20 protein-coding genes are annotated in these 24,676 nt (G+C 65.9%); 5 read left to right on the forward strand and 15 right to left on the reverse strand.

Features of this window, described 5'->3' with window-relative positions; translation table 11 throughout:
* Positions 1-27: 27 nt before the first annotated feature.
* Positions 28-696, forward strand: coding sequence for a class I SAM-dependent methyltransferase (locus NRS07_RS07730; RefSeq protein ID WP_259212279.1), 669 nt, complete (start codon positions 28-30; stop codon positions 694-696).
* Positions 697-790: 94 nt separating this feature from the next.
* On the opposite strand, the gene NRS07_RS07735 is transcribed toward NRS07_RS07730, so the two are convergent.
* Together NRS07_RS07735 and NRS07_RS07740 are read right to left on the reverse strand one after the other, a co-directional pair.
* Entirely contained in the window at positions 791-2,272 is a 1,482-nt protein-coding gene (locus NRS07_RS07735; protein ID WP_259212280.1) for a sodium:alanine symporter family protein, read from the reverse strand.
* Between the two features lie 152 nt (positions 2,273-2,424).
* Entirely contained in the window at positions 2,425-2,841 is a 417-nt protein-coding gene (locus NRS07_RS07740; RefSeq protein WP_259212283.1) for a DUF2141 domain-containing protein, read from the reverse strand.
* Between the two features lie 122 nt (positions 2,842-2,963).
* Here NRS07_RS07740 and NRS07_RS07745 point away from each other — a divergent pair, with 122 nt between their 5' ends.
* The gene (locus tag NRS07_RS07745; protein WP_259212284.1) at positions 2,964-3,503 is read left to right on the forward strand and encodes a sterol desaturase family protein; all 540 of its coding nucleotides are present in this window, start codon (positions 2,964-2,966) and stop codon (positions 3,501-3,503) included.
* On the opposite strand, the gene crtB is transcribed toward NRS07_RS07745, so the two are convergent.
* The 9 genes from crtB to NRS07_RS07790 all read right to left on the reverse strand — a co-directional run bounded on the left by crtB (position 3,394) and on the right by NRS07_RS07790 (position 14,284).
* On the reverse strand, positions 3,394-4,377 hold the full coding sequence (crtB, locus tag NRS07_RS07750) for a 15-cis-phytoene synthase CrtB (protein WP_259212285.1): 984 nt from the start codon (positions 4,375-4,377) through the stop codon (positions 3,394-3,396). The genes NRS07_RS07745 and crtB overlap by 110 nt on opposite strands.
* Positions 4,374-5,882 (reverse strand): phytoene desaturase, encoded by a 1,509-nt coding sequence (locus NRS07_RS07755; RefSeq protein ID WP_259212286.1) that lies wholly within the window; start codon positions 5,880-5,882, stop codon positions 4,374-4,376. Before NRS07_RS07755 ends, crtB begins: the two co-directional genes overlap by 4 nt.
* 2 nt (positions 5,883-5,884) lie before the next feature.
* Positions 5,885-7,072, reverse strand: a complete 1,188-nt coding sequence (gene crtY / locus NRS07_RS07760; protein WP_259212287.1) for a lycopene beta-cyclase CrtY — start codon at positions 7,070-7,072, stop codon at positions 5,885-5,887.
* The gene (locus NRS07_RS07765; RefSeq protein ID WP_259212288.1) at positions 7,065-8,363 is read right to left on the reverse strand and encodes a glycosyltransferase; all 1,299 of its coding nucleotides are present in this window, start codon (positions 8,361-8,363) and stop codon (positions 7,065-7,067) included. Before NRS07_RS07765 ends, crtY begins: the two co-directional genes overlap by 8 nt.
* A gap of 20 nt (positions 8,364-8,383) precedes the next feature.
* On the reverse strand, positions 8,384-9,409 hold the full coding sequence (locus tag NRS07_RS07770) for a polyprenyl synthetase family protein (RefSeq protein WP_259212291.1): 1,026 nt from the start codon (positions 9,407-9,409) through the stop codon (positions 8,384-8,386).
* Between the two features lie 280 nt (positions 9,410-9,689).
* Positions 9,690-10,703: a porin gene (locus NRS07_RS07775; RefSeq protein WP_259212292.1), complete on the reverse strand. Its 1,014-nt coding sequence runs from the start codon at positions 10,701-10,703 to the stop codon at positions 9,690-9,692.
* A gap of 151 nt (positions 10,704-10,854) precedes the next feature.
* Complete coding sequence (locus tag NRS07_RS07780; protein ID WP_259212295.1) at positions 10,855-12,033, reverse strand: ATP-binding protein; 1,179 nt, start codon at positions 12,031-12,033, stop codon at positions 10,855-10,857.
* Between the two features lie 120 nt (positions 12,034-12,153).
* The gene (locus NRS07_RS07785; RefSeq protein ID WP_259212297.1) at positions 12,154-12,915 is read right to left on the reverse strand and encodes a LytTR family DNA-binding domain-containing protein; all 762 of its coding nucleotides are present in this window, start codon (positions 12,913-12,915) and stop codon (positions 12,154-12,156) included.
* A 76-nt stretch (positions 12,916-12,991) separates the two neighbouring features.
* On the reverse strand, positions 12,992-14,284 hold the full coding sequence (locus NRS07_RS07790) for a sensor histidine kinase (RefSeq protein WP_259212299.1): 1,293 nt from the start codon (positions 14,282-14,284) through the stop codon (positions 12,992-12,994).
* 291 nt (positions 14,285-14,575) lie between these two features.
* Here NRS07_RS07790 and NRS07_RS07795 point away from each other — a divergent pair, with 291 nt between their 5' ends.
* Positions 14,576-15,529, forward strand: a complete 954-nt coding sequence (locus NRS07_RS07795) for an exopolyphosphatase (protein WP_259212300.1) — start codon at positions 14,576-14,578, stop codon at positions 15,527-15,529.
* Between the two features lie 45 nt (positions 15,530-15,574).
* Here the strand turns inward: NRS07_RS07795 and NRS07_RS07800 are convergent, their stop codons facing one another.
* From NRS07_RS07800 to NRS07_RS07810, 3 genes are all read right to left on the reverse strand, one after another.
* Entirely contained in the window at positions 15,575-17,944 is a 2,370-nt protein-coding gene (locus NRS07_RS07800; RefSeq protein ID WP_259212302.1) for an EAL domain-containing protein, read from the reverse strand.
* 168 nt (positions 17,945-18,112) lie between these two features.
* Positions 18,113-19,381: a nitronate monooxygenase gene (locus NRS07_RS07805; protein ID WP_259212303.1), complete on the reverse strand. Its 1,269-nt coding sequence runs from the start codon at positions 19,379-19,381 to the stop codon at positions 18,113-18,115.
* Positions 19,382-19,519: 138 nt separating this feature from the next.
* Positions 19,520-20,005, reverse strand: a complete 486-nt coding sequence (locus NRS07_RS07810; protein WP_259212306.1) for a YajQ family cyclic di-GMP-binding protein — start codon at positions 20,003-20,005, stop codon at positions 19,520-19,522.
* 159 nt (positions 20,006-20,164) lie between these two features.
* On the opposite strand from NRS07_RS07810, the gene murB reads away from it, so the two are divergent.
* Together murB and NRS07_RS07820 are read left to right on the forward strand one after the other, a co-directional pair.
* Positions 20,165-21,193 (forward strand): UDP-N-acetylmuramate dehydrogenase, encoded by a 1,029-nt coding sequence (gene murB, locus NRS07_RS07815; RefSeq protein ID WP_259212307.1) that lies wholly within the window; start codon positions 20,165-20,167, stop codon positions 21,191-21,193.
* A gap of 11 nt (positions 21,194-21,204) precedes the next feature.
* Positions 21,205-21,915 carry an SDR family oxidoreductase gene (locus NRS07_RS07820; protein WP_259212308.1) on the forward strand — a complete coding sequence of 237 codons (711 nt, stop codon included), beginning with the start codon at positions 21,205-21,207 and terminating at the stop codon, positions 21,913-21,915.
* A 32-nt stretch (positions 21,916-21,947) separates the two neighbouring features.
* On the opposite strand, the gene NRS07_RS07825 is transcribed toward NRS07_RS07820, so the two are convergent.
* On the reverse strand, positions 21,948-24,572 hold the full coding sequence (locus NRS07_RS07825) for an EAL domain-containing protein (protein ID WP_259212310.1): 2,625 nt from the start codon (positions 24,570-24,572) through the stop codon (positions 21,948-21,950).
* Positions 24,573-24,676: the final 104 nt, after the last annotated feature.

Genomic DNA, 24,676 nt, shown 5'->3' on the forward strand with positions numbered 1-24,676 from the left:
GACGAACCGAGAACCAAGGAACACCCCATGAGCACCAACCCAGTCGCGGACTTTTTCACGGCCATCGCTGACCACTACGACAGCCAGTTCCACGACGAAGCCGACGAAGACCGCCAGGACGACCTCGACGACGTGGCCGAACAGGTCACCGAACTGCTGCGCGGGCATACCGTGCTGGAACTGGGCTGCGGCACCGGCTACTGGACCGACGTGCTGGCCGAGAGCGCCAAATCGGTGATCGCCACCGACATCAGCGAAGCAATGGTCGATGTCGCGCGCGAGCATGGCGGCGACCACGAGAACGTGCTGTACCGCGTGGTCGATGCACTCGACGTTCCGGCCAACATCGGCGGCGACGAAAAAATCAGCGCCGTGTTCGCGGGATTCCTGTGGTCGCACCTGCGCCGCGAGCAGCAGGACGCTTTCCTGGCCGGGCTGCGCGCGCGCATCGGCAAGGATGCGCTCCTGGTACTGATCGACGACGTCTACATCGAGGGCGTGAGCCCGACCGTCTGCCGCACCGATGCGCAGGGCAACACCTGGGCGCAGTTCATCGATGCCGAAGGCAAGCGCCATGAGCTGCCAAAGAACTACCCGACCGACAGCGCGCTGCGCAAGCGCCTCGGCAGTGCGGTACGCGAGATCAAGATCGGGCGCTGGGATTCGTGCTGGGCGCTGACCTGCCGCCTGAAGTAAGCCAGCGGCGGTAAGCGCCGGCGCGGTCCGCTTCGGGCTGCCCAAACAAACACTGCCGCGAATGCGGCAGTGTTTGTTTGGCGGGCAGCTTGGCTCAGCCGATGATGTCGGCCTTGGCCGGATCGCCCGACTTCTGCTTGTCCAGCGCTACGCGCTGCTCCCAGAAATGCGCGTTCTTGATGCCCAGCGCGGCCGGGTCGAACACCGGGTCCTTGCCCAGCTTTTTCTGGGCTTCGTAGTCGCGCAGGCACTTGAACGCCACGTCGCGCATCAAGAGAATGGCGATCAGGTTCAGCCAGGCCATCAGGCCAACCCCCAGGTCGCCCAGCGCCCATGCCACGTCGGCGGTCTTGAGCGCGCCGTAGATGGTCGCGCCGATCATGGCCAGCTTGAGCAGGACACCCATCCACGGCCGCTTGGTGGTGCGGTTCAGGTAGGCGATATTGGTTTCGGCGATGTAGTAGTAGGCCACGATGGTGGTGCCCGCGAAGAACATCAGGGCAATCGCGACGAACATCGAGCCGAAACCCGGCAGCACGTTTTCCAGCGCGGTCTGGACATAGCCCGGACCCGAGGCAACGCCCTGGACGCCGACGAACATCGGGGTGCCGTCAGGCGCTTCGACGTTGTACTGACCGGTAATCAATAGCATGAAGGCGGTAGCCGAGCACACGAACAGGGTGTCGATATACACCGAGAAGCCCTGCACCAGGCCTTGCTTGGCCGGGTGGCTCACTTCCGCGGCCGACGAGGCGTGCGGGCCGGTACCCTGGCCGGCTTCGTTCGAGTACACGCCGCGCTTGACGCCCCACATGATGGCCATGCCGATGATGGCGCCGAATGCGGCGTCGGTACCGAAGGCAGACGTGAAGATCAGGCTCAGGACGCCTGGCAGTTTCTCGAGGTTCATGGCGATGATCGCGCAGGCCACCAGAATATAGCCCAGTGCCATGAAGGGCACCACGAACTCGGCAAAGCGCGCGATGCGCTTGACGCCGCCGAAGATGATAAAGGCCAGTACCGCAGCGAGCACCACGCCGGTATAGGCGGTGTCGACGCCGGCCGCGGTCTTGAGGCTTTCGGCCATCGCGTTGGCCTGTACGCCTGGCAACAGCACGCCGGTGGCGAGGATGGTGGTGATCGCAAACACGACTGCATACCACTTGATGCCCAGGCCTTTCTCGATATAAAAGGCCGGGCCGCCACGGAACTGCTTGTCGACCGATTCCTTGTACACCTGGCCCAGGGTCGATTCCACGAAGGCCGAGCTGGCGCCGAGGAAGGCCACCATCCACATCCAGAACACCGCGCCCGGTCCGCCGAAGGTGATGGCAGTGGCCACGCCAGCGATGTTGCCGGTGCCGACACGCCCGGCCAGGGTCATGGTCAGCGCCTGGAAGGACGAGACGCCCTGGTCGGAGCTTTTTCCCTTCCACATCAGGCGCAGCATTTCACCGAAGTGGCGCACCTGCAGGAAGCGCGAGCGGATGGAAAAATACAGGCCTGCGCCCAGGCACAGCGCGATCAGCGCCGGACTCCAGACGACACCGTTGATGGCAGTGACCAACTCGTTCATTTACTTTGTTCCCCGTAGCAAGCAATCGCAGGTGGTAGCGCCTGCGTTCATGTGATCGATCATGGCCGGAAACGCTGCCCGGCCGCTCGTGGGGTACAAAGATACCTGAAGAGTTAATTGATTCCTATCCTTATTTTTGCAGCGGGCCGGGCTCAGCGCAGCCGGATCGCGACCGGGGTGGTGCCATCGCGCACCTCGATGGCGGCATCGTCGAAACCCGGCGGCCCGAAGCGGCCGGCGGCGGCGCGGCTAAAGCCGTAATTCTCGCGTGGAATGCCGATGAAATTGCGGTCCAGCTCGCCATTCTCGTTTTCGTCCTGGTAGGCCAGCACGGCCCAGGTACCAAGCGGTATGTCCTGCAGGCTGGCCACCACCTCGGCGGCCTGGGCCGGCACCGAGCTACTGTAGAGGCATTGCTTGAGGAAGCGCTCGCGGTCGCAGACGGCGACGTTGACCTTGCCTTTGCCGGCGGCTACGCCACTGATCCGTACTTCGAGGGTCGCGCTCGAGGCCGGCATGGCCGCCAGCAGCAGTGCGCCGCCCAGCAGGGATGTGAATGCAAATCGCATGGTATTCCTTTCGTGAATCGGGTTGTGTACCGTCGCTGACCCGCACGCCAGCGCGCCTTGCGGCGCGGGGCCGGGTGGGTATGGTAGGCTCTGGCCATCGTGTTCACAGGCCTGTCATTTCCATGTTGCTCAACACTTTCATTGTCGTGCTGACCGTCGTGCTGATGGAGCTGTTTTCCATCGTGGCGCACAAGCACGTGATGCACGGCTTCGGCTGGGGCTGGCACAAGTCGCACCACGAGCCGCGTACGGGCTGGTTCGAAAAGAACGACCTGTACGCCGTGGTGTTCGCGGGCGTGGCCATTGCGCTGATCTGGTTCGGCACCGAGGGCGCCCACCCGCTCGAATGGATCGGCGCCGGCATGACCGCCTATGGCCTGCTGTATTTCGTCGCCCACGATGGCCTGGTGCACCGGCGCTGGCCGTTCAAGGTGACCCCGCGCAGCGGCTACCTCAAGCGCCTGTACCAGGCCCACCGCATGCACCATGCGGTCGAGGGCAAGGACGGTGCGGTGTCCTTCGGCTTCTTGTATGCGCCGCCCGTGGCCAGCCTCAAACGGCAGCTGCATGCGCTGCATGGGGGGCGCTTGCCGCGTCACCCGGACGCTGCCACAGCGCCGCCGGACGCGCCGGCAGCGGACGCGCGCGAACGCGCGAGCTGAGCGCGCTCGCTGCGCCCCTGGCCAGCAACCATAGTTTCATCGCCTTGCCGGTTCCGGCGCGCCGGTCCCATGCACGCGGTCCGCGCCGCTTGACCTCGATGCCGATCTGGCGATACACGTGGCGCGCGCTGGCAATTGCCCATGCCGATCGCAGGGGCAAACAAGCGATGCCCTCGAGCGCCGAATCGTAATAGGGCTCGGCCTGGTCGACCAGCCGCGCCGCCACCTTCGCCAGTGCCGCGCGGTGGCGCGGATCGGCTACTTCGTCGGCCGCAATACCGGCATCGAGCAGCCACTGGGCCGGCACGTAGCAGCGCCCCATGCGCGCGTCTTCTACAATATCACGCGCGATATTGGTGAGCTGAAAGGCCAGGCCGAGGTCGCAGGCCCGATCAAGCACCCTTGGGTCGCGCGCGCCCATGATCGACGCCATCATCAGGCCGACCACCCCGGCCACATGGTAGCAGTAGCGCAGGGTGTCGCCGAAGACTTCGTAGCGCACGTCGTGCACGTCCATGGCAAAGCCGGCCAGGTGGTCGAGCGCATAGCGCGGCTCGATGCGGTGGCGCAGCGCTACTTCCTGGAAGGCGGCAAAGGCCGGGTCGGCCATCTTCTCGCCGGCGTAGGCGCGGCGGGTCTGGTCTTCGAGCATGGCCAGGCCGGCGGCGCCGTCGTGCGGGGCGTGTTGCGCATGGCTGGCGAGGTTGAAGCCGAGCTCCTGGCCGTCGACTACGTCGTCGCAGTGGCGGCACCAGGCATACAGCATCAGCACGCTGCGCCGGGTGGCCGGCTCGAACAGGCGCGCCGCCGCGGCGAAGCTCTTCGAGCCGACCTCGATGGTGCGGGTGGCATGCTCCATCAGGTCCTGGCTCATGCCGGCGTCCTTTCCCCCATGTCCTGCACCATCAGCCCGGCCGTCGCCTTGGCCGAGCCGATCACGCCCGGTACCCCCGCGCCCGGATGGGTGCCGGCGCCAACCAGGTAGAGGTTGAACAGGGTGCTGTCGCGGTTGTGCGGACGGAACCAGGCGCTCTGGGTCAGGATCGGTTCCAGCGAGAAGGCCGAGCCGACGTGGGCATTGAGCTGGTCGCGGAAGTCGTGCGGCGTGAAGATGCGGCTGGTGACCAGCTGGCCGCGCAGGCCAGGCATGTAGCGCTGTTCCAGGTACTCGAAGATGCGGTCGCGATAGCGCGGGCCTTCGGTTTCCCAGTCGATCGGTGCATTGCCCAGGTGCGGCACCGGGGCCAGCACGTAATGGCTGCCGCAGCCTGGCGGCGCCAGCGACGGATCGGTGATGCAGGGCGCATGCAGGTAGAGCGAGAAATCGTCGGCCAGCGTCTCGCCCTTGAAGATGTCCTTGATCAGCTCGCGATAGCGCGGGCCGAAGCACACGGTGTGGTGCTGCAGCTGCTCGTGGTGATGGTCCAGCCCGAAGTAGAGCACGAACAGCGAATTGGAAAAGCGCTTCTTCTGCAAGGCCCGGCCTTCGGCCACGCCGCGCGGGTGCTGGCCCAGCAGCGACGCATAGGTATGCACCACGTCGGCATTCGACGCTACCGCGTCGGCCGCGAACAGGCGCCCGTCTTCGAGCCGCACGCCGCTGACCCGGTTGCCGCTGGCTTCGATGCGGGCCACCGATGCATTGACTTCGATCCTGCCGCCGATGTCTTCGAACAGCTTGACCATGCCACGCACCAGCGCGCCAGTGCCGCCGCGCGGGAACCAGACGCCCCATTTGCGCTCGAGCGCATGGATCAACGTATAGATCGAACTGGTGGCAAACGGATTGCCGCCCACCAGCAGCGAGTGGAAGGAAAACGCCTGGCGCAGGTGATCGTTCTGGATGAACTTGGCCACCAGGCTGTACACGCTGCGCCAGGCTTGCAGGCGCGCCAGTTGCGGACCGGCCGCGATCATGTCGCGAAACGACAGGAAGGGCACCGCGCCCAGTTTCAGGTAGCCTTCTTCGAACACCGCCTTGGAATAGGCCAGGAAGCGCCGGTAGCCCTCGACGTCGGCCGGATTGAGCGCGTGGATCTGGCGGTCCAGCGCGTCCTGGTCGTTAACATAGTCGAAATGGCTGCCGTCTTCCCAGCACAGGCGGTAGAACGGCGCCACCGGCAGCAGCTCGACATAGTCGCTCAGGCGCTTGCCGGCCGCGGTAAACAGCTCTTCGATGCAGGAGGGGTCGGTAATCACGGTGGGGCCGGCGTCGAACACGAAGCCCTGGTCTTCGTACACATAGGCACGCCCGCCCGGCTTGTCGCGCTTTTCCAGCAAGGTGACCTGCATGCCGCTGGCCTGCAGGCGAATCGCCAGGGCCAGGCCGCCGAAGCCGGCGCCGACCACTACTGCTTGTTTCTGTTCGTTGTTAGCCATGCTTATGCAACTTTCCTGATCTGATCGGGATGAATCTTGAGGGCGGCCGACATGGCCTGTCCTACCGGAACCGGCGGCTTGCCGCTCAACAGGCGCGCCTTGTCGCGCAGGCGCAGGCGCCCGGCGTAAAAGCGCGCGATGAGCGGCGCCGGCAAATGGTAGAAACGCTGCATCACGCGCCAGCGCTGCTCCGGGCGTCCGGCCAGGAACAGCATGCGGTTGAGCAGCCTGAAAAAACCCTGGGCGCGCCAGGCTTGCGCGGCCTCGGCGCGGAGTGTGGCAAACAGCGCCGGCGCGTGCAGTGCGCCAGGGTCCAGCGCCAGGTCGGCGATACGGTCGGCCAGGCGCACTGCGTGCGGCAGCGAATAGCCGGTAGTCGGGTGGAACAGGCCGGCGCGCAGGCCGGCGCTGGGCTGGCCGGCGAGCCCGGCCCAGTGGGCGTCGAAGTCGCCCGCCAGCACGATCGGCAGCGAGCCGTGCTCTTCGCGCAGTACCTCGGCGATCTGCCAGCCGCGCCCATGCGCATAGGCTGCGATGTTAGCGCGCAGCCGGTCTGGCTCCCAGGCTGCGCTGTCGACATAATGGGTATCTTCGACCAATACCCGGTCGCATCCGAACGGCAGCAGGTAGACGAAGCGGTAGCCGCCGCTTTGTTCGACGCTGGCGTCCATGATCACCGGCGCGGTCAAGCCATGCGGCGCGGCCAGGCGCAGCTCCTGGCCAAGAAAGGTCTGGTAGCCGAGCGACAGGTGCGGGGTCGGGCGCATGCCGCGGCCGTCGATCACGGCCCTGGCCTGGAGCGTCTCGCCGCCCGCCAGGCGCACCGTGGTTGGGGTGAGCGCCTCGATCTGCGCGCCAAGGCGCAGCGCGGGGCCCAGCTCGGCCTCGATGACGCGGGCGAAATCGTCCGAGGCGATGCTGGCATAGCCACCGTCGAGCGTGCGCGCCAGGTTCGGAAACAGCACGTCGTAGCGCGGCCAGCGGTGCGACACCAGCGGCGCCAGCCACGCGTTCTGCGCCGGCGTCAGGTCGGTATCGTGAAACGACCAGGTATGGTTGCCGCCGATGTGTTCGGCCGCTTCGAGCAGCACGATGCGTAGCCCGGGACGCAGGCAGCGCAGGCGCCAGGCGATCAAGCCATTGGCCAGGCCGCCGCCGGCCAGGATCAGGTCGTAGGGCGGCTTATCCATGGCTGGCCGCGGCTTGCGCCAGGGGCGGGCGGGCCGACCGCAGCGCCGCTTCGATCAGGTCGGCGGCGCGCGCCGCGCCGCCGCTGGCCGCGACGCTGCCGGCCAGCGCGTCCAGGCGCGCCCCGAAGCTGGCGTCGTCGAGCAGGCGCCGCAGCTGCGCCGCCAGGTGCCGGCTGCCCGAGAAATGGGGCGAGGCCTTCAGGCCGATGCCGGCGTGGACGATGCGGGCCGCCGCACCGGGCTGGTCGAAGGCGATCGGCAAGGCCAGGATCGGGGTGCGCGCCGCGATGGCGTCCATCACCGTGTTCAGGCCCGCGTGCGACACCACCGCGTCGGCACGCGCCAGCGCCGCCTGCTGTGGCGCGAACGCGCAGACCCAGGTCGCGCCAGCGCGTTCGAGGGCGCGTTCCTGGGCCGCATCGAGGCCGCCGCAATGGGCCACCAGCAGCTGGGCATCGAGCCGGCGGCAGGCTGTCGCGATCCGTTTGAACAGGGCCAGGCGCTGGCCTTGCAGGGTGCCGAGCGAGGCGAACACGAAGGGGCGGCCCGGCGCGATGTCCGGCAAGGGCGTTACCGCGTCGGGGGCGCTGGACGCGCGCAGCGGACCGACATGATGAAAATGCGGCGGCAGCGCGCGCCGCGGAAAATCATAGCCGTCGACGGTCTGGCTGACCTGCACCAGCGGCGACAGGCAGTCGTGCAGCGCGCCGCGCGGCGCCAGCTGGAGGCGGCGCGCATTGGCCTCGATGCTGCGCCGGTGCGGTCCCATCATCCAGTCGTACACGCGGGTGCTGCCGTCGACGATCTGGTGGGCGCGCTCGCTGTCTTCAAACCCGAAGGGCATCACCGGCAGTGGTATGCCGGGTTCGCGGTTGACCGGCAGCGCGCAGGCGACCGACACGAAAGGCATGCGCAAGGCCTCGGCCACCAGGCCGCCGGCCGCTTCCATCTGGTCGGCAATGATGGTGTCGATGCCGAGCACCTCGATCGCACGCGGCAACTCGCGGCACAGCATCGAGGTCGCATCGGCCATGTCGAGGATCACGCGGCGCAGTCCCAGTGGACTGCCGGGGTTGGCGGCCAGCCGCAGCGACGCCTCCAGCGATCCGGGCGGGTGGGTGGCGGCGCCGATGGCCCGGAAACCGATGCGCCGGTCGCGCAGGAAGCGCGCCGCATCCGGGCGGTGCAGGAAAGTGACGCGGTGGCCGCGCTCGACCAGCACGCCCGCGAGCGCTTCGAGGGCATTGAAGTGACTGTAGAACGCAGGTGCGACGACCCCGAAATGCGCCATGCGATCGCTTTCGGCCGGGGTCAGTTGAGGTGAACTTCGCGTACCCGCGCAGCGACGCTGTCGCCGAACGGCGCGCCGCTGTCGGCATCGGGGTGCTTGCGCGCGCGGCCCTGAGCGAACAGGCTATCGAGAAAGCGGCGGGTGCCGCCGCCGGCGCCGAGCGCATCGCCCAGGTGGCGGTCGGCGTCCTTCAGGTAGGCCGCCAGGCGGCGCTGGGTTTCCTCTTGCCCGAGCGAGGCCAGCAAGGTAGCCTTGCCGATGTCCTTGCCGGTGTCCTTGCCGGTGAGCGCGCTGTCATTGCCCGGGATGTCGTGGAAATCGTCGCGGATCTGGAAGGCGTGGCCTGCCGCCAGCGCGAACGCGCGCAGCGAGTGCGACACGCCGTCGCAGGTCTGGGCGATGATCGCGGCCATGTCGACGGCGACGCCGAGCAGTACCCCGGTCTTGAGTTCGTTGGTGGTGGCAATGGCGTCGGCCGTGCGCGAGCCGGACCCGCGCAGGTCTTCGAACTGCCCGCGCACCAGGCCCTGGGTGCCGATGGTGTCGGCCAGGCGGGCCACCAGGCGGGTACGGGTGATCGGCGCGATGTCCTGGGCTGCCGCCAGCACGCCGAAGGCGCGGCTGAGCAGGGCCACCGAGGCCAGGATGGCAACGTCTTCGCCGAATTCGACGTGGATCGCCGGCTTGCCGCGCCGCAGCCGCGCATTGTCCATGCACGGCATGTCGTCCAGCATCAGCGAGGCGGCATGCACCATCTCGACGGCGCAGGCCACATCGACCACGGCTGGCGAGGTGCAGCCGAGGTCGCGCGCCACCAGCATCACCAGCAAGGGGCGCATGCGCTTGCCGGCGCTGAGGGCGCCGGCGCGCATGGCCGCGGCCAGCATGTCGGCCTGGCTGCCAGAGTCTGCCAGCAGCTGCGTGATGCGCTCTTCGATGGTGCCGCGCATGCGTTCGAGCTCAAGGTGGTGTGCGTCGCCATGCCCGGGTTTGGCGAACTCCCCGAGCCCGCTGTAGCTGTCGAACCGCCGTGTCGCTGTTGTCATGCGTGACTCCTTTTGCCGAATGCAGGGGCTGCGGAAAATAATCCATTCGACGCTGATAATACATGATCAAAATATCAACGATTTGCGAATATTTCAATCGTGCGAGCGCCTGCGCAAGTTGCCGCATGGCTGTGTCTACATAGTAAGCTTGAATAAAAGGCCACGCCGTCCTACTTTACCTCGCCTTGGCAGCTTTGGGGGACAAACTCGGGACAGCAGAACGGTCGTGCGCGCGGCACCGGGGGGCGGCGCCGCGCCAATGACGGAGGGAAGTGGAGGCTTAGAAGCTGTGGCGCAGGCCGACGGTAAATACCGAGGGATCAGCGCCAGGGGCGGTGGCCGGCGGGGTGACTGCGGTCGACGACGAACTGATCCCGAACACGCCGCTGCCGTTGTTGCGCAGCTGGGCATAGGTGGTGTACACATTGGTGCGCTTGGACAGCGAGTAGGTATAGGCCACCGACACGGTCTCGCCCCTGGCGCCGGTATCGATTTCCTGCCGCTGGTAATTCACGAAGAACTTGCCGGGGCCGACCGTGTAGGCGAGCCCGAGGTTGGCATTGGTGTACGCGTTGCTGGCGCCGGTCGGGTCGGATTTCAGGTAGTTGCCCTTGATCTCGAACGGACCCACGGTATAGCCGGCGCCAAAGGCCAGCTCCTGGTCGTCCCCGAGCGCCAGGCGTTCAATCGCATGGTAGCCGGCGCCCAGGTACAGGCCGCCGGTCTTGTATTCGAGCGACAGGCCCATCAGGTCGCCTGAAGGTTCGACGCTACGCTCGCCGCTCGAGTACGCCGCGTTGACCGTGAATCCGCTGATGGCCGGGCTCTTGTAGTTGACCGAATTGGCCAGCCGCCGGGTCAGGCGGTTGCTGGCAAAGGCCGACAGGTTACTGCCGAACATGCCCTGGCCCAGGATATCGCTGGCGGCGGCAACCGCGGCGATCGGGCTGTACTCGCGCCCGAGTGTGACGGTGCCGAAGGCGCCCTGCAGGCCGAGCACGGCGCGGCGGCCAAACAGCGCCGAATCGGCGGCGCCGCTGTCGAGGGCGACGCCGGCTTCGATGTTGAACAAAGCCTTCAGGCCGTTACCCAGATCTTCGGTGCCGCGAAAGCCGATGCGGCTGCTCGACTGGTTGCCCGAGTTGATCACGGTGCGGCTGTCCTGGCCAGGAGCATCGGTGTCTTCCACGGCAAGCGCCGCATCCATCACGCCATAGATGGTGACATTGGTCTGGGCGTGGGCGAACAGCGGGAGGGTGGACAGCAGCGCGGCTGCCAGGTACGTGAACTTCATGCAGGTCTCCGGTGGGTGTGAACGAGATGTCGGGTTCGCGAACGAACCTGATCGACCGGAATGCTACCCAGCGAATATGTCGTGCCCATGACATTCCGATACGCTTGGGGCAGGGAGACTGACTGCGCGCGAGCCAAGCTGGCTCAGGCCCCTACATGGCGCGATCGGCGAGCGGGAGGATGATGGCGATGCGGGTGCCGCACGGCTGGTCGGCATGGATGGTGATCTCGCCGTGCATGGCCCAGACGCGTTCGCGCATGCCGACCAGGCCGAGCGAAGCGGCTTTTTCCATGTCTTCAGCGCGGATGCCGCGGCCGTCGTCGCGGATCGTGAGCAGCAGCCTGCCGTCGAGGCGCGCGAGTTCGAGCAGCACACCGGTGGCCCCGGCATGGCGCGCGATATTGGTCAGGGCTTCTTGCACGATGCGGAAGATGGCGGTGCTGGCGCTGTCGTCGAGACGCAGTTCAGCCTCGTCGGCGATCAGTTCGCAGGCAATGCCGTGGCGCTCGACGAACTCGTTGCGCAGGCCCTGCAGCGCAAAGTACAGTCCGCCCTCGTCGAGCGCGCGCGGGCGCAGGTTGGTGGCGATGCGGCGCAGCGAAGCGATCGCCGTCAGCAGGTTCGCTTCCATGCCTTCGGTCAGGCGCCGGGCGGGCTCTTGCAGGGTGGCGCTGCCCTGCAGCAGGGTCAGGTCCATGCGCAGCGAGGCCAGCAGCTGCCCGAGGTCGTCGTGCAGCTCGCGCGCGATGTGGGTGCGTTCTTCTTCGCGAATGGTCTGCAGCGCCGATGACAGCTGGCGCAGCTGGTCGTGCGAGCGCGACAGCTTTTGCTGGACCAGGTGGCGTTCGGAGACGTCGCGCAGGATCACGGTGCAGATGGGTTCGCCATCGTGCTCGATCACGGAAATCGAGCCTTCGATCGGAAACAATTGGCCGGTGGCGCGGATGCCGGTGACGGCATAGTCGGTGGCGCGGCGCCCGGCACGGCCGGCGCCGGCCGTGAAATAGTCGAGCGGGCTGCGCGCATCGCGTCCGGGCGCCTGGATGAAGCGCGCCAGCGCGCCCCCCTGCATGGCAGACACGCTGGTGGCGAACATGTGCGCCGCTGCCGGGTTGGCGAACAGGATGACGGCATGCTTGTCGAGCGAAATGATGGCATCGCTGGCGCTGTGGACGATGCGGCGGCCTTCGAGTTCGCGCGCCACCCGGTGCAGTTTGCGCGCCCGCCGCAGCGCAGCTGCCTTGGCGCCAGCGCAAACCCCGCCTACAAAGCCGAACACAAGAACTGCCGTGCCCGCGCGGCCGCGCCGTTGGCGTCGCTGTGGTGTCATGCGGGAATGCCAGAAAGCAGCCCGAAAAAGGCCGGAAGCTCTACATTACTGGGCAGGGCAGCAGCGGTGCTTGAGGCCAGACAAACGGGGGGGGGGCCGTAGCACCCCCCCCCGCTTGCATCACATCTGCTTGAACAAATGCAAGAAACTCCGGCTCACTTCGAGCTTTTCCGGGCGTCCCTTGACCAGCACCAGGTGACGGCCGCGGATGTCGCGGGTCACGCCTTCGATTGCATTGACGTTGACCAGGGTGGCGCGGTGAATTTGCCAGAACAGCGACGGGTCGAGTTCGTCGGCCAGGTCGCGCACCGGCTTGCGGATCAAGGCCTCGAACGACGCCGTCTGCACGCAGGTGTATTTTTCGTCCGAGCGGAAGAACAGGATGTCTTCCACCGGGATCATGCGCAGGTCCTGGCCGATGCTGGCCTGGATCCATTGCAGGTGCTTGGGCTTGGGCTGGCCGATCTTCTCGGCCAGCTGCGACAGCATCGCCTGCACACTGTCGTTGACCTTGCCGGCCGGGCGCTCGAGGCGCTGCTTGAGGCGGTCGACGGTGAGCTTCAGGCGGTCCGGCTCGGTCGGCTTGAGCACGTAGTCGACCGCGCCGCGCTCGAAGGCCTCGACCGCGTACTGGTCGTAGGCGGTGACGAACACCACCTGGCTGCGCTCGCCAATGTCGCGCGCCGCTTCCATGCCGGTCTTGCCCGGCATCCGGATATCCAAAAAAGTCAGGTCGGGCTTGAGCTGCTCGACCAGTTCCACCGCCTCTTCACCGTTCTTCGCTTCGCCGACGATCTCCAGCTCGGGCCAGGTCTCGGTCAGGCGCATGCGCAGCTGCTCGCGCATCAGTCTTTCATCGTCGGCAATAATCGCGGTGGGCATGGCGGTCCTGGGAGCAGAAGATTAGCTGTCAATTATTCAACGAAACGGCGCGCCAGGCAAGTCACCACGCATGACTCTAGCCCTGTTTCGCCAACGCATACGGCACTTCGATCATCGCGATCACGCCGCTCGGGCTGTTGGCGGCGATGTGCAGCTGGCCGGCCTCGCCATGCAGCAGCTTGAGGCGGTCGCGGATCGTCTGCAGGCCCAGGCCGGTACCGTCGCTGGGCACCACGCCGAAGCCCACGCCGTCGTCGAGCACCGTCACGCGCAGCCGGTTGTCGACGACTTCGGCGGTGATCTTGAGGGTGCCGCCTTCGGGCTTGCACTCGAGACCATGCTTGATCGCATTCTCGACCATCGACTGCAGCATCATGGGCGGGAAGGCGGCGCTACGCAGGCCATCGGGTATCTGCATCAGCACGGTCAGCCGTTCTTCCATGCGCATCTTGAGCAGGGCCAGGTAGGCCGTGACCATGTCGACCTCGCGCCCGAGGCCGGTGACCACGGCGTTGTCGCGCATCTGCGGCAGCACCGCGCGCAGGTACTGGATCAGGCTGCGCTGCATGGCCGAGGCGCGCGGTGGGTCGACCTGGATCAGGTGCTCGACCGAAGCCAGGGTGTTGAACAGGAAATGCGGTTCGACCTGGGCCTGCATCATTTGCATTTTGGTCTCCGACAGCTGGCGTTGCATGGCTTCGCGCTCGGCGGCCGCGTTGGCGACCTGGGCCTGGGCCACGGCGCGCTTCTTGCCGCCGACCAGCGCCTTGGTGCCGAACAGCGCCAGCACGAGCAGCAGCACGAAGTTCATGAACCAGGTCGAAGCCTGCTTGTGGTAGCGCGACACTTTCTGCTCTGCAGCATCCTCGACCGCCATTTCGATCGCGTTCGAGAGCTCTTCGCCGATCTGGGGCGGCAGCTCGATATGGACCGATTCGCCGTTCGGGTAGTCTGCCGCGGTAGGCGTGGCAGGCGTGGTAGGCGAGGTAGCCGGTGCCGGCACCGCCCCCGGCAAGGTCTCTGGTGACATCGCGGGTGGGGCTTCCGGTGGCGCCGGCGGCGGCGGCACGCTGCCGCCGGCGCCGCGCGGCCTGGTCCGCGGGTTGAAGCGGATGCCGCTCTCGTCGATCATGATCGCGGCGCTGCCGCGCCGGTTCGACTCGCGTTCGGCGCGCGCCTGTTCTTCCAGTACCGGGCCGGAAAACAATTCTTCTTGCAGGATGGCACCCGCAGCCAGGGTCAGCAGCGCAAACAGGAAAAACTTCCACCACGACAGCTGGGTGACCCAGGTCGCAACGGCATCGAAGCCACGGAAGATCCACGACAGGATGCTGGAAAAATAGTGCTGGCTTGTATTCCTGTCTTGCATGCTTGCGGTGCTGTCTTTCGGCTGTACGGGAGGCGAATGGCGAGTGTACCGCGTCGCAGGCTGCGCGTGTCGGAAATGCAACATCTCCGGCATCCGTCACGATGTGGATGAGGTAAGTTTGCCGCCGGCGCCGCCCGGGAGCGAGCCCGGTGCGACAGCCTGCACGATCCGGGGCATGGGCTGCGCGCTGTGGAGCCAGGATGCGCTAGCGCAAGGGCTGCGATATGGAAACATTGCAAGGTATGTTTTTTCAGTTCCGCAATCCGTTTCTTTCCACGAAAGGATGTGCCGATGTCAGCCGTTTATAAAACACTTCCAGGAGAAAAATTCCGGCTCGTCACCCGCAGCGATTTCGACGGGCTGGTCTGTGCGGTGCTGCTGCGCCACCTCGATCTGATCGACGACATTCTGTTCGTGCACCCAAAGGACATGCAGGACGGAAAAATCGCCATCGGCCCGCGCGACATCACCACCAACCTGCCTTACATGCCAGCGGCCCACCTCGCATTCGATCATCATCTTTCGGAAACCATCCGCCACCCGGGCCTGCGCGAGAACCACGTGATCCATCCAGAGGCGCCCTCGGCCGCGCGCGTGGTGTTCGGCTACTATGGCGGCGCGAACACCTTCCCTGCGGCCTGGCACGACATGCTGGCGGCGGTCGACAAGTGCGACGCGGCGCGCTTCTCGCGCGACGAGGTGCTGTTCGCGCAAGGCTGGAATTTGCTGAACTTCTTGATGGACGCCCGGACCGGACTGGGGCGTTTCCATGGCTTCCGGATCTCGAACTACCAGTTGATGATGGACCTGATCGACTACTGCGCGACCCATCCGATCGAGCAGATCATGGCGCTGCCCGACGTGTGTGAGCGCACCGCGCTGTATGCGCAGCATGCCGACGCCTGCCGCGAACAGATCCGCCGCTGCGCCATGGTGCACCAGAACCTGGTGGTGCTCGACCTGCGCGCCGAACCGGTCATCTATGCTGGCAACCGCTTCATCGTCTATGCATTGTTTCCTGAAACGAACATCTCGATCCACGTGCTATGGGGTGTGAAGCAGCGAAATACGGTATTTGCCACAGGCAAGTCGATCCTCGACCGCAGTTCCCGGACCAATATCGGCGCGCTGATGCTCGAGTATGGTGGTGGCGGCCATGAAAACGCCGGCACCTGCCAGGTGGACAACGATTTGGCCGAAGATGTGCTCGGTGCGCTGATCAACCGGATCAACCGGGATGGCTGAAATGCGTCATGAAATGCGTCATGAAATGCGCCATGAAATGCGTCGTCATGAGTGATGCCGCTGCTCCAGCATCGCGCGGACTGCCTCCGCAGCGAGCGGTTCGCTGAACCAAGTACCCTGCAATTGATCGCAGCCGTGCGAGGTGAGGAAAGCCATCTGGGCCTCGGTCTCGACCGCTTCGCCGACCACCGACAGTTCCAGGTTGTGGCCGAGGTCGATCAGGGTCTTGGCCATCATGCTGCCGCGACCGATTCCGGCGATGTCGTGCACGGCCGTCTTGGACAGTTTGACCTGGCGCACCGACAGTTGCTGCAGGAAGGTGAGATCGGAAATGCCCTTGCCGAATTCGTCGATCGACAGCGCGACCCCGGCTTCGCGCAATTGTTCGGATATATCGCGGCCCAGGGCGGGATTGCTGATCAGGTCGGCCTCGGGAATCTCGATCTCGATGCTGCCGGGCGGCAGGCCGTAGTGCTGCATGCGCGCTGCGATGCCGGCGACAAAGCCATGCTGGCTGTATTCGCGGTGCGACACGTTCACCGACACCGGCATGCCCTTATGACCGAGCTGGAGCAACTGCTGCTGGAATTCGCAGGCCTGGTCCAGCACCCAGTTGCCGATGTCGACCATCTGGCCGGATTCCTCGGCCTCGGCCAGGAAGCTGGCAGGCAACATGACCCCATTTTTTGGGTGGCGCCAGCGCAGCAGCGCTTCGAAGCCGCGCACCTTGCCGTTACGCGCATCCATGCGCGGCTGAAACAGCAAGAACAGCTCGTCATGGTCGAGCGCCGCCCGGATGCCGTCGGCCAGCGCGGCGCGCTTGGCGTTGGCCGAGCGCATTTCGGGCGAATAGAAATGCACGCCGCCGCCATCGCCCTTGGCGTGGTACATCGCCAGGTCGGCGGCGCGTACCAGCTCCGCCGGCAGCTTGCCGTCGTGCGGGAACAGCGCCACCCCCAGACTGGCGCCCACGGGAATCTCGTTGCCGCCAAAGGCGACCGGCATTGTCATGGCGCGCCGCAGCCGCTCGACCATGCGCAGCGTGAAGCGCAGCGACGGCTGGTCGACCAGCACCAGCACGAACTCGTCGCCCGACATGCGCGCCACCGTGTCGCTTTCGCGTACCGCCGACTGCAGGCGCCGCGCCACGACCTTGAGCACAACGTCGCCCGCCTCGTGCCCGAAGGTATCGTTGATGGTCTTGAAGTTGTTCAGGTCGATCAGCACCGTGGCCACCATGGATTGATGGCGCTGCGCCAGGTGCACTGCATGGTCCAGCCGGTCCCACAGCAAGGTGCGGTTGGCAAGGCCGGTGAGCGCGTCGTGGTTGACTTCGTGCTCGAGGTGGTCGGTGCGCTGCTTGATGGCCGTCACGTCCTGCAAGATGCCAATGAAGTGGGTGACTTCGCCATATTCGTCGCGCACCGGGGTGATGTTCAGGTCGTTCCAGAACAGCTCGCCGTTCTTGCGCATGTTGCGAAAGACCACGCCAACCTGGCGCCGTTCGGCCAGGGCCAGGCGGACCTGGCTGCGCTCGTGCTTGTCGAACTCGGGCGCGGCCATGAAGCGCGGGTCGCGCCCGATGGCTTCGGCGGCAGGGTAGCCGGCAATGCGCTCGAAGGCGGGGTTGACGTATTCGATGATGTTGTCGCGCCCGCTGCAGCGGGTGATCACGATGCCGTTGCTGGCGGCGTGCAGCGCGCGCTCGCTCAGCAGCAGGCGGCGCTCTTTTTCGCGCCGCCTGGCGATGTCGATGCCCATGCCGAACAGGTAGTCGCCGCCGTCGCAGGAGACCCGGGCGCCGCCCAGCATGATGGGGGTTTCGCGGCCGCTGCGGGCCACGAAATTGATCTCCATCGAGACCTCGGCGCCTTCTTCGAACACGCGGCGAAAGTTTTCGAGCGCAAGCTCGCGGTCGCGTGGTTCGAACATGTCGATCACATGGGCCGCGCCGAGTTCGTCGGGCGTCATCTCGGTGACGCGTTCGAGATTGTGGTTCCAGAGCACGAAGCGGCCGGCGCGGTTAATGGCGTAGAAGGTGCCGGGCAGTAAATCGACGACCTGCGACAAGGGAGTGCCGCCGACGCGTTCGGATTCATGCACCGACTCGGAAGGCGAAATGGTGATGCTGGCGCTCCAGCCTTGCGGTTCGCCCGTGGCGTCGTACTGGCGGATCAGGCTCAGGCAGGCAGGGCCGTCGCGGCCGCCGGAAAAGCGCAGCCGGACCCGTCCGCCGCCGGCGGCAGCCAGCGCCGGCCAGCGCGCATCGCCTGCGATGAGTTCGCTCAACAGGCGGCCGGGTGCACCCTCGGCGGTCCATCCGAACATGCGCGCACAGGCCGGATTCCAGGTCAGCACCTTGCCGGCGTCGTCGGTCAGGAACGTGGCCTGGGCAGTTGGATCGATGGTGGTCATGCCGGCACCCTTCGTGAAAAGCGCTCGCTTGAGTTCTCAGCTTACACGCCTTCCCACCCGTGCGGCGCACCGCCTCGGCGCACCGCCTTGGCGCCAACAACAAAGCCACGGCAGGCCGTGGCTTTGAGGGAAGAACTGCGCTGAAGCGGCCGTGCCGGCCGATGTGGTTCAGGCCAGCGCGATTTCCTGCTTCGGCGGCAAGGCCACCTGGTGGTCGACGCTGAACTGGTAGTCTTCGAACACGTGCTGGGCCGACAGGATCTGGTAACTGCCGTCGGCCAGGCGGTGGCTGGTATCCTTGAGGCGGTAGGTGGTATGGCCGCAGGTCCAGCAGTTGAAGTTGCGCATGTGCGTGCACAGGCAGGTCTTGTCCAGCACCGAGATGTTCTTGCCATCCGGGCTGGCCTGTACTTCGCGGTTATACGAATTGATGTAGGCGCAATTTCCGGTGGCGTCGAGCAGATAGCCATACGATTCGCAGCCCGGGCGGATGCCGGAACCGATCGCCGGCGTGCTCTTGAGCATGCGCATAGGGTAGCCGGTCGGCGAGACGCCGTTGACAATGATGTCTTCTTCGCTGGCGCGGAAGTATTCCTGCTTGACGTCGTCGGGCATGCCGCATTCGGTCGTGACGGTGAAGCGGGTGGCAACCTGCACGCCAGCCGCACCTTTTTCGAGGAAGCCGACCGCATCCGAGCCGGTGAACACGCCGCCCGCGGCGATCACCGGGATATCGAGCTGTTCGGCGCGCATGTAGGCATGGATTTCATCCATGATGGTGTGCAGGTCGTACTGCTTCCAGTCGTCGATGCCGAAGCCGAGGTGGCCGCCGGCCAGCGGACCTTCGACGATGATGAAGTCGGGCAAGCGGTCCAGGCGCGAGACCTTGCGCAGGAACAGTTGCAGCGCGCGCACCGAGGACACGATGATGCCCAGCTTGGCGTCGCGAAAGCGCGGGTGATCCTTGATCAGGTCGAAGGAGCCGAGGTGCAGGCCGGCCGACATGGTGATGCCGTCGATGCCCGCGTCGAGCGCCGATGCCAGGCGCGTGCGCAGGGTTTCCTTCGGCGCGTTCATGGTCAGCTTTTCCATGCAGTTCACGAAAATCAGGCCGCTGCCTTTTTTCGCTTCCATGGTTGCGCCCACGTGCAGGCGGGTCGCTTCGGCCAGGCGCTCGAGGTCGAACTGGACCACCGCCTTGTTCATGTTGTTGATGTTGAACTTGTAGAGCTTGGTCTTTTCCTTGACGAAGCTGGTGTCGAACTTGCGGTCGGACACGTCTTGCACCATTGCATCGGAAATATGGCCAATGCCGCCCAGGCGCGCCGCCTCGAGCGCCAGCTCGGACGTCGAGATATCCACGCCCATGCCGCCGATCATGATGGGAACATATTCCTTGTTGCCCATTCGCAGGCGGAAATCATCAACACGTTTCATTGCAATCCTTAGAACGACCGTAGTTTCCTACGCGTACATATGCATCGACGACCGTGCACCGGCACGGGCGTCATTCTACCCCAAGGCGGGAAAGGGCTTGCGCAGCGTTCGCCGCGCGGCCGGGCTGGCCAGGGCCGATCAGTCGCGGAAGTTGTTGAACGCCAGCGGCAGGTCTTCGACATCCTTGCGCAGCATGGCCATGGCGGCCTGCAGGTCGTCGCGCTTGGCGCCGGTAATGCGCACCGATTCGCCCTGGATACTGGCCTGTACCTTCATCTTGCTTTCCTTGACCAGCTTGGTGATCTTCTTGGCGTCCTCGGTCTCGATGCCGTTGCGCACCTTGATCACCTGCTTGACCTTGTCGCCGCCGATCTTCTCGACCTTGCCTTCGTCAAGGAAGCGCACGTCAACCTTGCGCTTGGCCATCTTGTTGACGAGCACGTCCTTGACCTGGCTGAGCTGGAAGTCGGAGTCGGCGAACAGGGTCAATTCCTTCTCTTTCTGCTCGACATTGGCCGAGCTGCCCTTGAAGTCGAAGCGGGTGGTGATTTCCTTGTTCGATTGTTCTACGGCATTCTTTACTTCGACCATGTCTGCTTCGCAGACGACATCAAACGATGGCATGGGGTTTCCTTTTTTTCGATATTGCTAATAGATGAACCCCTCTATTTTAACGGACAACGGCTACCGCACGCGATCACAATTTGCCGCGCAGGCAACAGGCGCGCCCGGCCCAGGCCGCCCCACTTGCCCCTATAATGGACGAAAACACCATCACGCCCCATGCCTGCCTACGCCCCCATCGTCCACGACCATTCACTCGTTTCGCTCAACACCTTTCGCATCCCGGCGCGCGCCCGGCATTACCTGCGGGTAAACAGCGCTGCCGAGCTCGACGCGGTGCGCTGCGATCCCGCGCTGGCCGGCCTGCCGCGCCTGGTACTCGGCGGCGGCAGCAACGTGCTGTTTACGCGCGACTTCGACGGCATCGTGCTGCACATGACGGGCCAGGGCCGGCAAGTGCTGGGGGAGCAGGCCGGCTACCGCCTGGTGCGCGCCCAGGCCGGCGAGAACTGGCACGCCTTTGTGCAGTGGACGCTGGCCCAGGGCTTCGGTGGACTGGAAAACCTGTCCCTGATCCCGGGCACGGTCGGCGCCGCGCCGATCCAGAACGTGGGCGCCTACGGCACCGAAACCCGGGATCGCTTTCATTCGCTGACGGTCTACGACATGGCCAGCGGCACAACCCGCACCCTCGACGCCGCGGCCTGCCGTTTCGGCTATCGCGACAGCATCTTCAAGCACCCCGAGGGCAATGCCCTGGTGGTGCTGGACGTGACCTTTGCGCTGCCGCTGGCCTGGACGCCGAACCTGCGCTATGCGGAACTGGCGCAGGCGGTGGACGCCGCCGGCCTGGCCGCGCCCACGCCACAGGAGATCGGACGCATCGTGGAAGCCATCCGGCGCCGCAAGCTGCCCGACCCGCTCGAGATCGGCAACGCCGGCAGCTTCTTCAAGAACCCGGTCGTCTCCAGCGCGCAGTGCACCGAGCTGCTGGCGCAGTTCCCCCAGCTCGTGCACCACGCCCAGCCAGACGGCAGCCAGAAGCTGGCCGCCGGCTGGCTGATCGACCAGTGCGGCTGGAAGGGCAAGGCCCTGGGCGCGGCCGGCGTCTATCCGAAGCAGGCGCTGGTGCTGGTCAACCTGGGCGGCGCAACGGGCCAGGACGTGGTGCGGCTGGCAGGCGCGATCCAGGCCGACGTGGCAGCGCGCTACGGCGTGCAACTGGAACCGGAACCGGTGTTCATTTGAGAGAGGTAGCCATGATCAAGGCAGTCGTCACGGGCCACACACGGGGGCTGGGCGCCGCGGTGGCGGCGCAATTGTTGGCGCGCGGTATTGCCGTGCTGGGACTGGCGCGCGGCCATGCCGAGGGCGGCGAAGGCATGGAGCAAGCCAGCGTCGACCTCGGGGACGGCGCGGCGCTGGCCGCCTGGCTGCAGGGAGATACGCTGCGCCGTTTCCTGGCCGGCTGCGATACCGCGTTGCTGGTCAATAATGCCGGCGTGGTCAGTCCGGTCGGACCGCTGGCGCAGCAGGACCCGCTGGCAGCGCTGCGCGCCGCGACGATCAACGTGGCGGCGCCGCTGGCGCTGGCGGCGGCTTTCGTGCAGGCCGCGCCCCAGGCCCAGCGGCGCATCGTGCATGTCTCGAGCGGCGCCGCGCGCAATGCCTACCCGGGCTGGAGCGTCTACTGCGCCACCAAGGCCGCGCTCGACCAGCATGCGCGCGCCGTGGCACTCGATGCCGATCCCCGGGTGCTGGCCTGCAGCCTGGCGCCGGGCGTGATCGATACCGACATGCAGGCCGAGATCCGCGCCACGCCAGACGCGCGCTTTCCGCTCAGGCAGCGCTTCGTCGACTTGAAAGAGGGTGGGGACCTGGTCGCCCCGAGCCAGTGCGCGGCGGCACTGGTCGACTACCTGCTCGGGGCAGGATTCGGGCAGCAAGCGGTGGACGACCTGCGCAACTGATGCGGCGCGCGGCGCGCGGTGCCAGGCCGGTACTAGGGCAGCGCCAGCAGCGCCTCGAACTGGTCGGCCGGCAGCGGCCGTGAAAACAGGAAGCCCTGCGCAAAGTCGCAGCCCGAGGCGCTCAGGCAGCTGCGCTGCTCGGCCGTTTCGACACCCTCGGCAATGACCTTCAGGCCGAGCTTGTGGGCCATGACGATGATGGTGTCGGTGATCGTGCGGCTGAAGTTGTCGTGGACCAGCTCGGCGACAAAGGACTGGTCGATCTTGAGGTAGTCGATGTCGAGACGCTTGAGGTAGCTCATCGACGAATAGCCGGTGCCGAAATCGTCGATCGACACCTGCATGCCGCTGGCCTGCAGCGCGCCCAGCTTCGACAGCACCGTGTCCGACAGGTTCAGCAGCAGGCCTTCGGTGATCTCGACGTTGATACAGCGCGGCAGCAGATGGATATCGTCCAGGTGGGCTACCCAGTCGGTGGCCCCGGCTTGCGGCTGGAACTGCACCGGCGACTTGTTGATGCTGACCTGGAATTCGTGGCCGAGCTGGCCGGACCAGCGCTTGGAGTGATGCGCCGCGGTGCGAAACACCCAGTCGCCAATCTCGTGGATCAGGCCGGATTCTTCGGCGACCCCGATGAAGCTGTCCGGCACCAGCAGGACGCCCGAGGGATGGCGCCAGCGCACCAGGGCTTCGGCCTTGACGATCCGGCCGGAAGCCAGGTCGACGATGGGCTGGAAGTAAAGTTCGAGCTGGTCGTCCGGGACGGCGCGGCGTAGCTCGGCCAGCAGCTTGAGGCGGCGGATCGCGGCGGCCTGCATGGTGGCTTCGAAGAAGGTGAGCTGGTTGCGTCCCCCGGATTTGGAGCGGTACATGGCATGGTCGGCGTTGCGCATCAGCTCTTCGGGATTGGCGGCGTCGGCCGGGAAGCGCGCAATGCCGAGGCTGCCGGTGATGTGCAGCAGTTCGCTGCGCACCTGGAACGGCAGGGCGAGCGCATCGAGGATTGCCTGCGCGGCCGCCTCGACGTGCGCCAGCTCGCGGGTGTCGGTCAGGATCACGGTGAATTCGTCGCCGCCCAGCCGCGCCACCGTGTCGCCCTTATGCACGCAGGCCTGGATGCGCTGCGCCGCCTCGACCAGCAGCAGGTCGCCGGCGTCGTGGCCGAGCAGGTCGTTGACTTCCTTGAAGCGGTCGAGATCGATGAACAGCAGGGCCACTTCGCCCGCGTAGCCTTCGGCGCGCTCGATCGCCTGCTCCAGGCGGTCGCGGAACAGGGCGCGATTGGGCAGCCCGGTGAGGGTATCGTAGTTGGCGCGCTGCTCGAGCTTGCGGGTGAACAGGCGGATCGTGTTTTCGCTATGCTTGCGGGCCGAGATATCGTCGGTAAAGCCATACCAGATGGTGGCGCCGGCGCCGGCCCTGGCCGGCGTGGCGATGACTTCGCACCAGTGTTGCTCTCCGTTCGCCAGCCTGACCTGGAATTCCACCTGCAGCGGGTGCAGCTGGGCGGCCGAGCGCTCGAGTGCGCGCCGCAAACGGACCTGGTGGGCCGGTGCGATGCGGGCGCTCAGGCAGCCGAGATCGTCCTGGATCCGGGCTGGCGCCAGTCCGAACAGCTTGTAGGCCATGTCGCTGATGAACAGGCAGGCCAGCGTGCCGTTGGCATGCCGGACCAGTTCGAACAGCGCGCCCGGCACCTGCTGCGCCAGCTGCGCCAGCCTTTGGTTGCTGTCGGCCAGCGCTTGCCGCATGAGTTCGGTCTCGGTGATGTCGGTGAGGGTGCCGATCATGCGCAGCGCCTGGCCGGTCGCACTACGCTCGACCACGCTGCCGCGCGAACGCACGCGGATCCATTCGCCACTCATGCGTTGGACCCGGTATTCGCAGCTGTATATTGGTGTTTCGCCCCTGAGATAGCGCGTCACGCTGGCACGCACGCGCGCGGCGTCGTCGGGATGGATGCGTTCGAGCCACTGCTGCGTGGTCGCCAGGGCCTGCTCGTCGGCCGCGCCCATGATCTCTCTCCACTTGGTCGAGAAGCTGGTGGAATTCTCATCCAGGCGCCAGTCCCATACGCCCTCGCCGATACCGTCCAGTGCCAGCAACAGGCGTTCTTCTTCGCGCCGTACCGATTCGGCCAGCCGGTCGCGCGCTGCAATCGCCTGCTGCAGCGCGTCATTGGCCTGCTTGAGCTTATCCTCGCGCTCGATCATGTCGGAAATGTCGTGCACCGTGCCAACCAGGTCGGTGCAGCGGCGCTGTGCGTCGAACACCGGCGTGACCGACACCCGTCCCACCTTGCGCCCGGCCGGGAAGTCGCTCTGTTCTTGCCAGTGCTGGGTTTGGCCGGAACGAATCGCTTCGCGGTAGTGGCCGAGCACCATCGCCAGCGACGGTTCGGGGATGACTTCGCCTACCTGCTTGCCGATGACCTGCTCGGGCCGCAACTGGGTGGCCGCGTAGAACGCCCGATTGACGCTCACGAAGCGAAAGCGTTCGTTCTCCTCGACGGCGAGCTGGTAGATGACATCCTGGATGTTGCGGTAAATAATGTCGAGCGCGTTCTCGCGCCCCGCGCCGGCCGGGAGCGCCTGCGAGGGCGGGGGGATGTCGATCAGGCGCGGTGAAGCGCTGTCGGGTTCGTCGTCGGAAAGCATGCTGGGCCGGGGTGGTCTGTGCTTGTACCGATTGTAGACTGAAGACAAAAGACCGGTCGCGCGAGGGGAGCTCGGGCGGTCAAGCTAGAGGAAACATGCCAGGC

This window comes from Massilia sp. H6 (genome assembly GCF_024802625.1).
Taxonomy (GTDB): Bacteria; Pseudomonadota; Gammaproteobacteria; order Burkholderiales; family Burkholderiaceae_D; genus Telluria.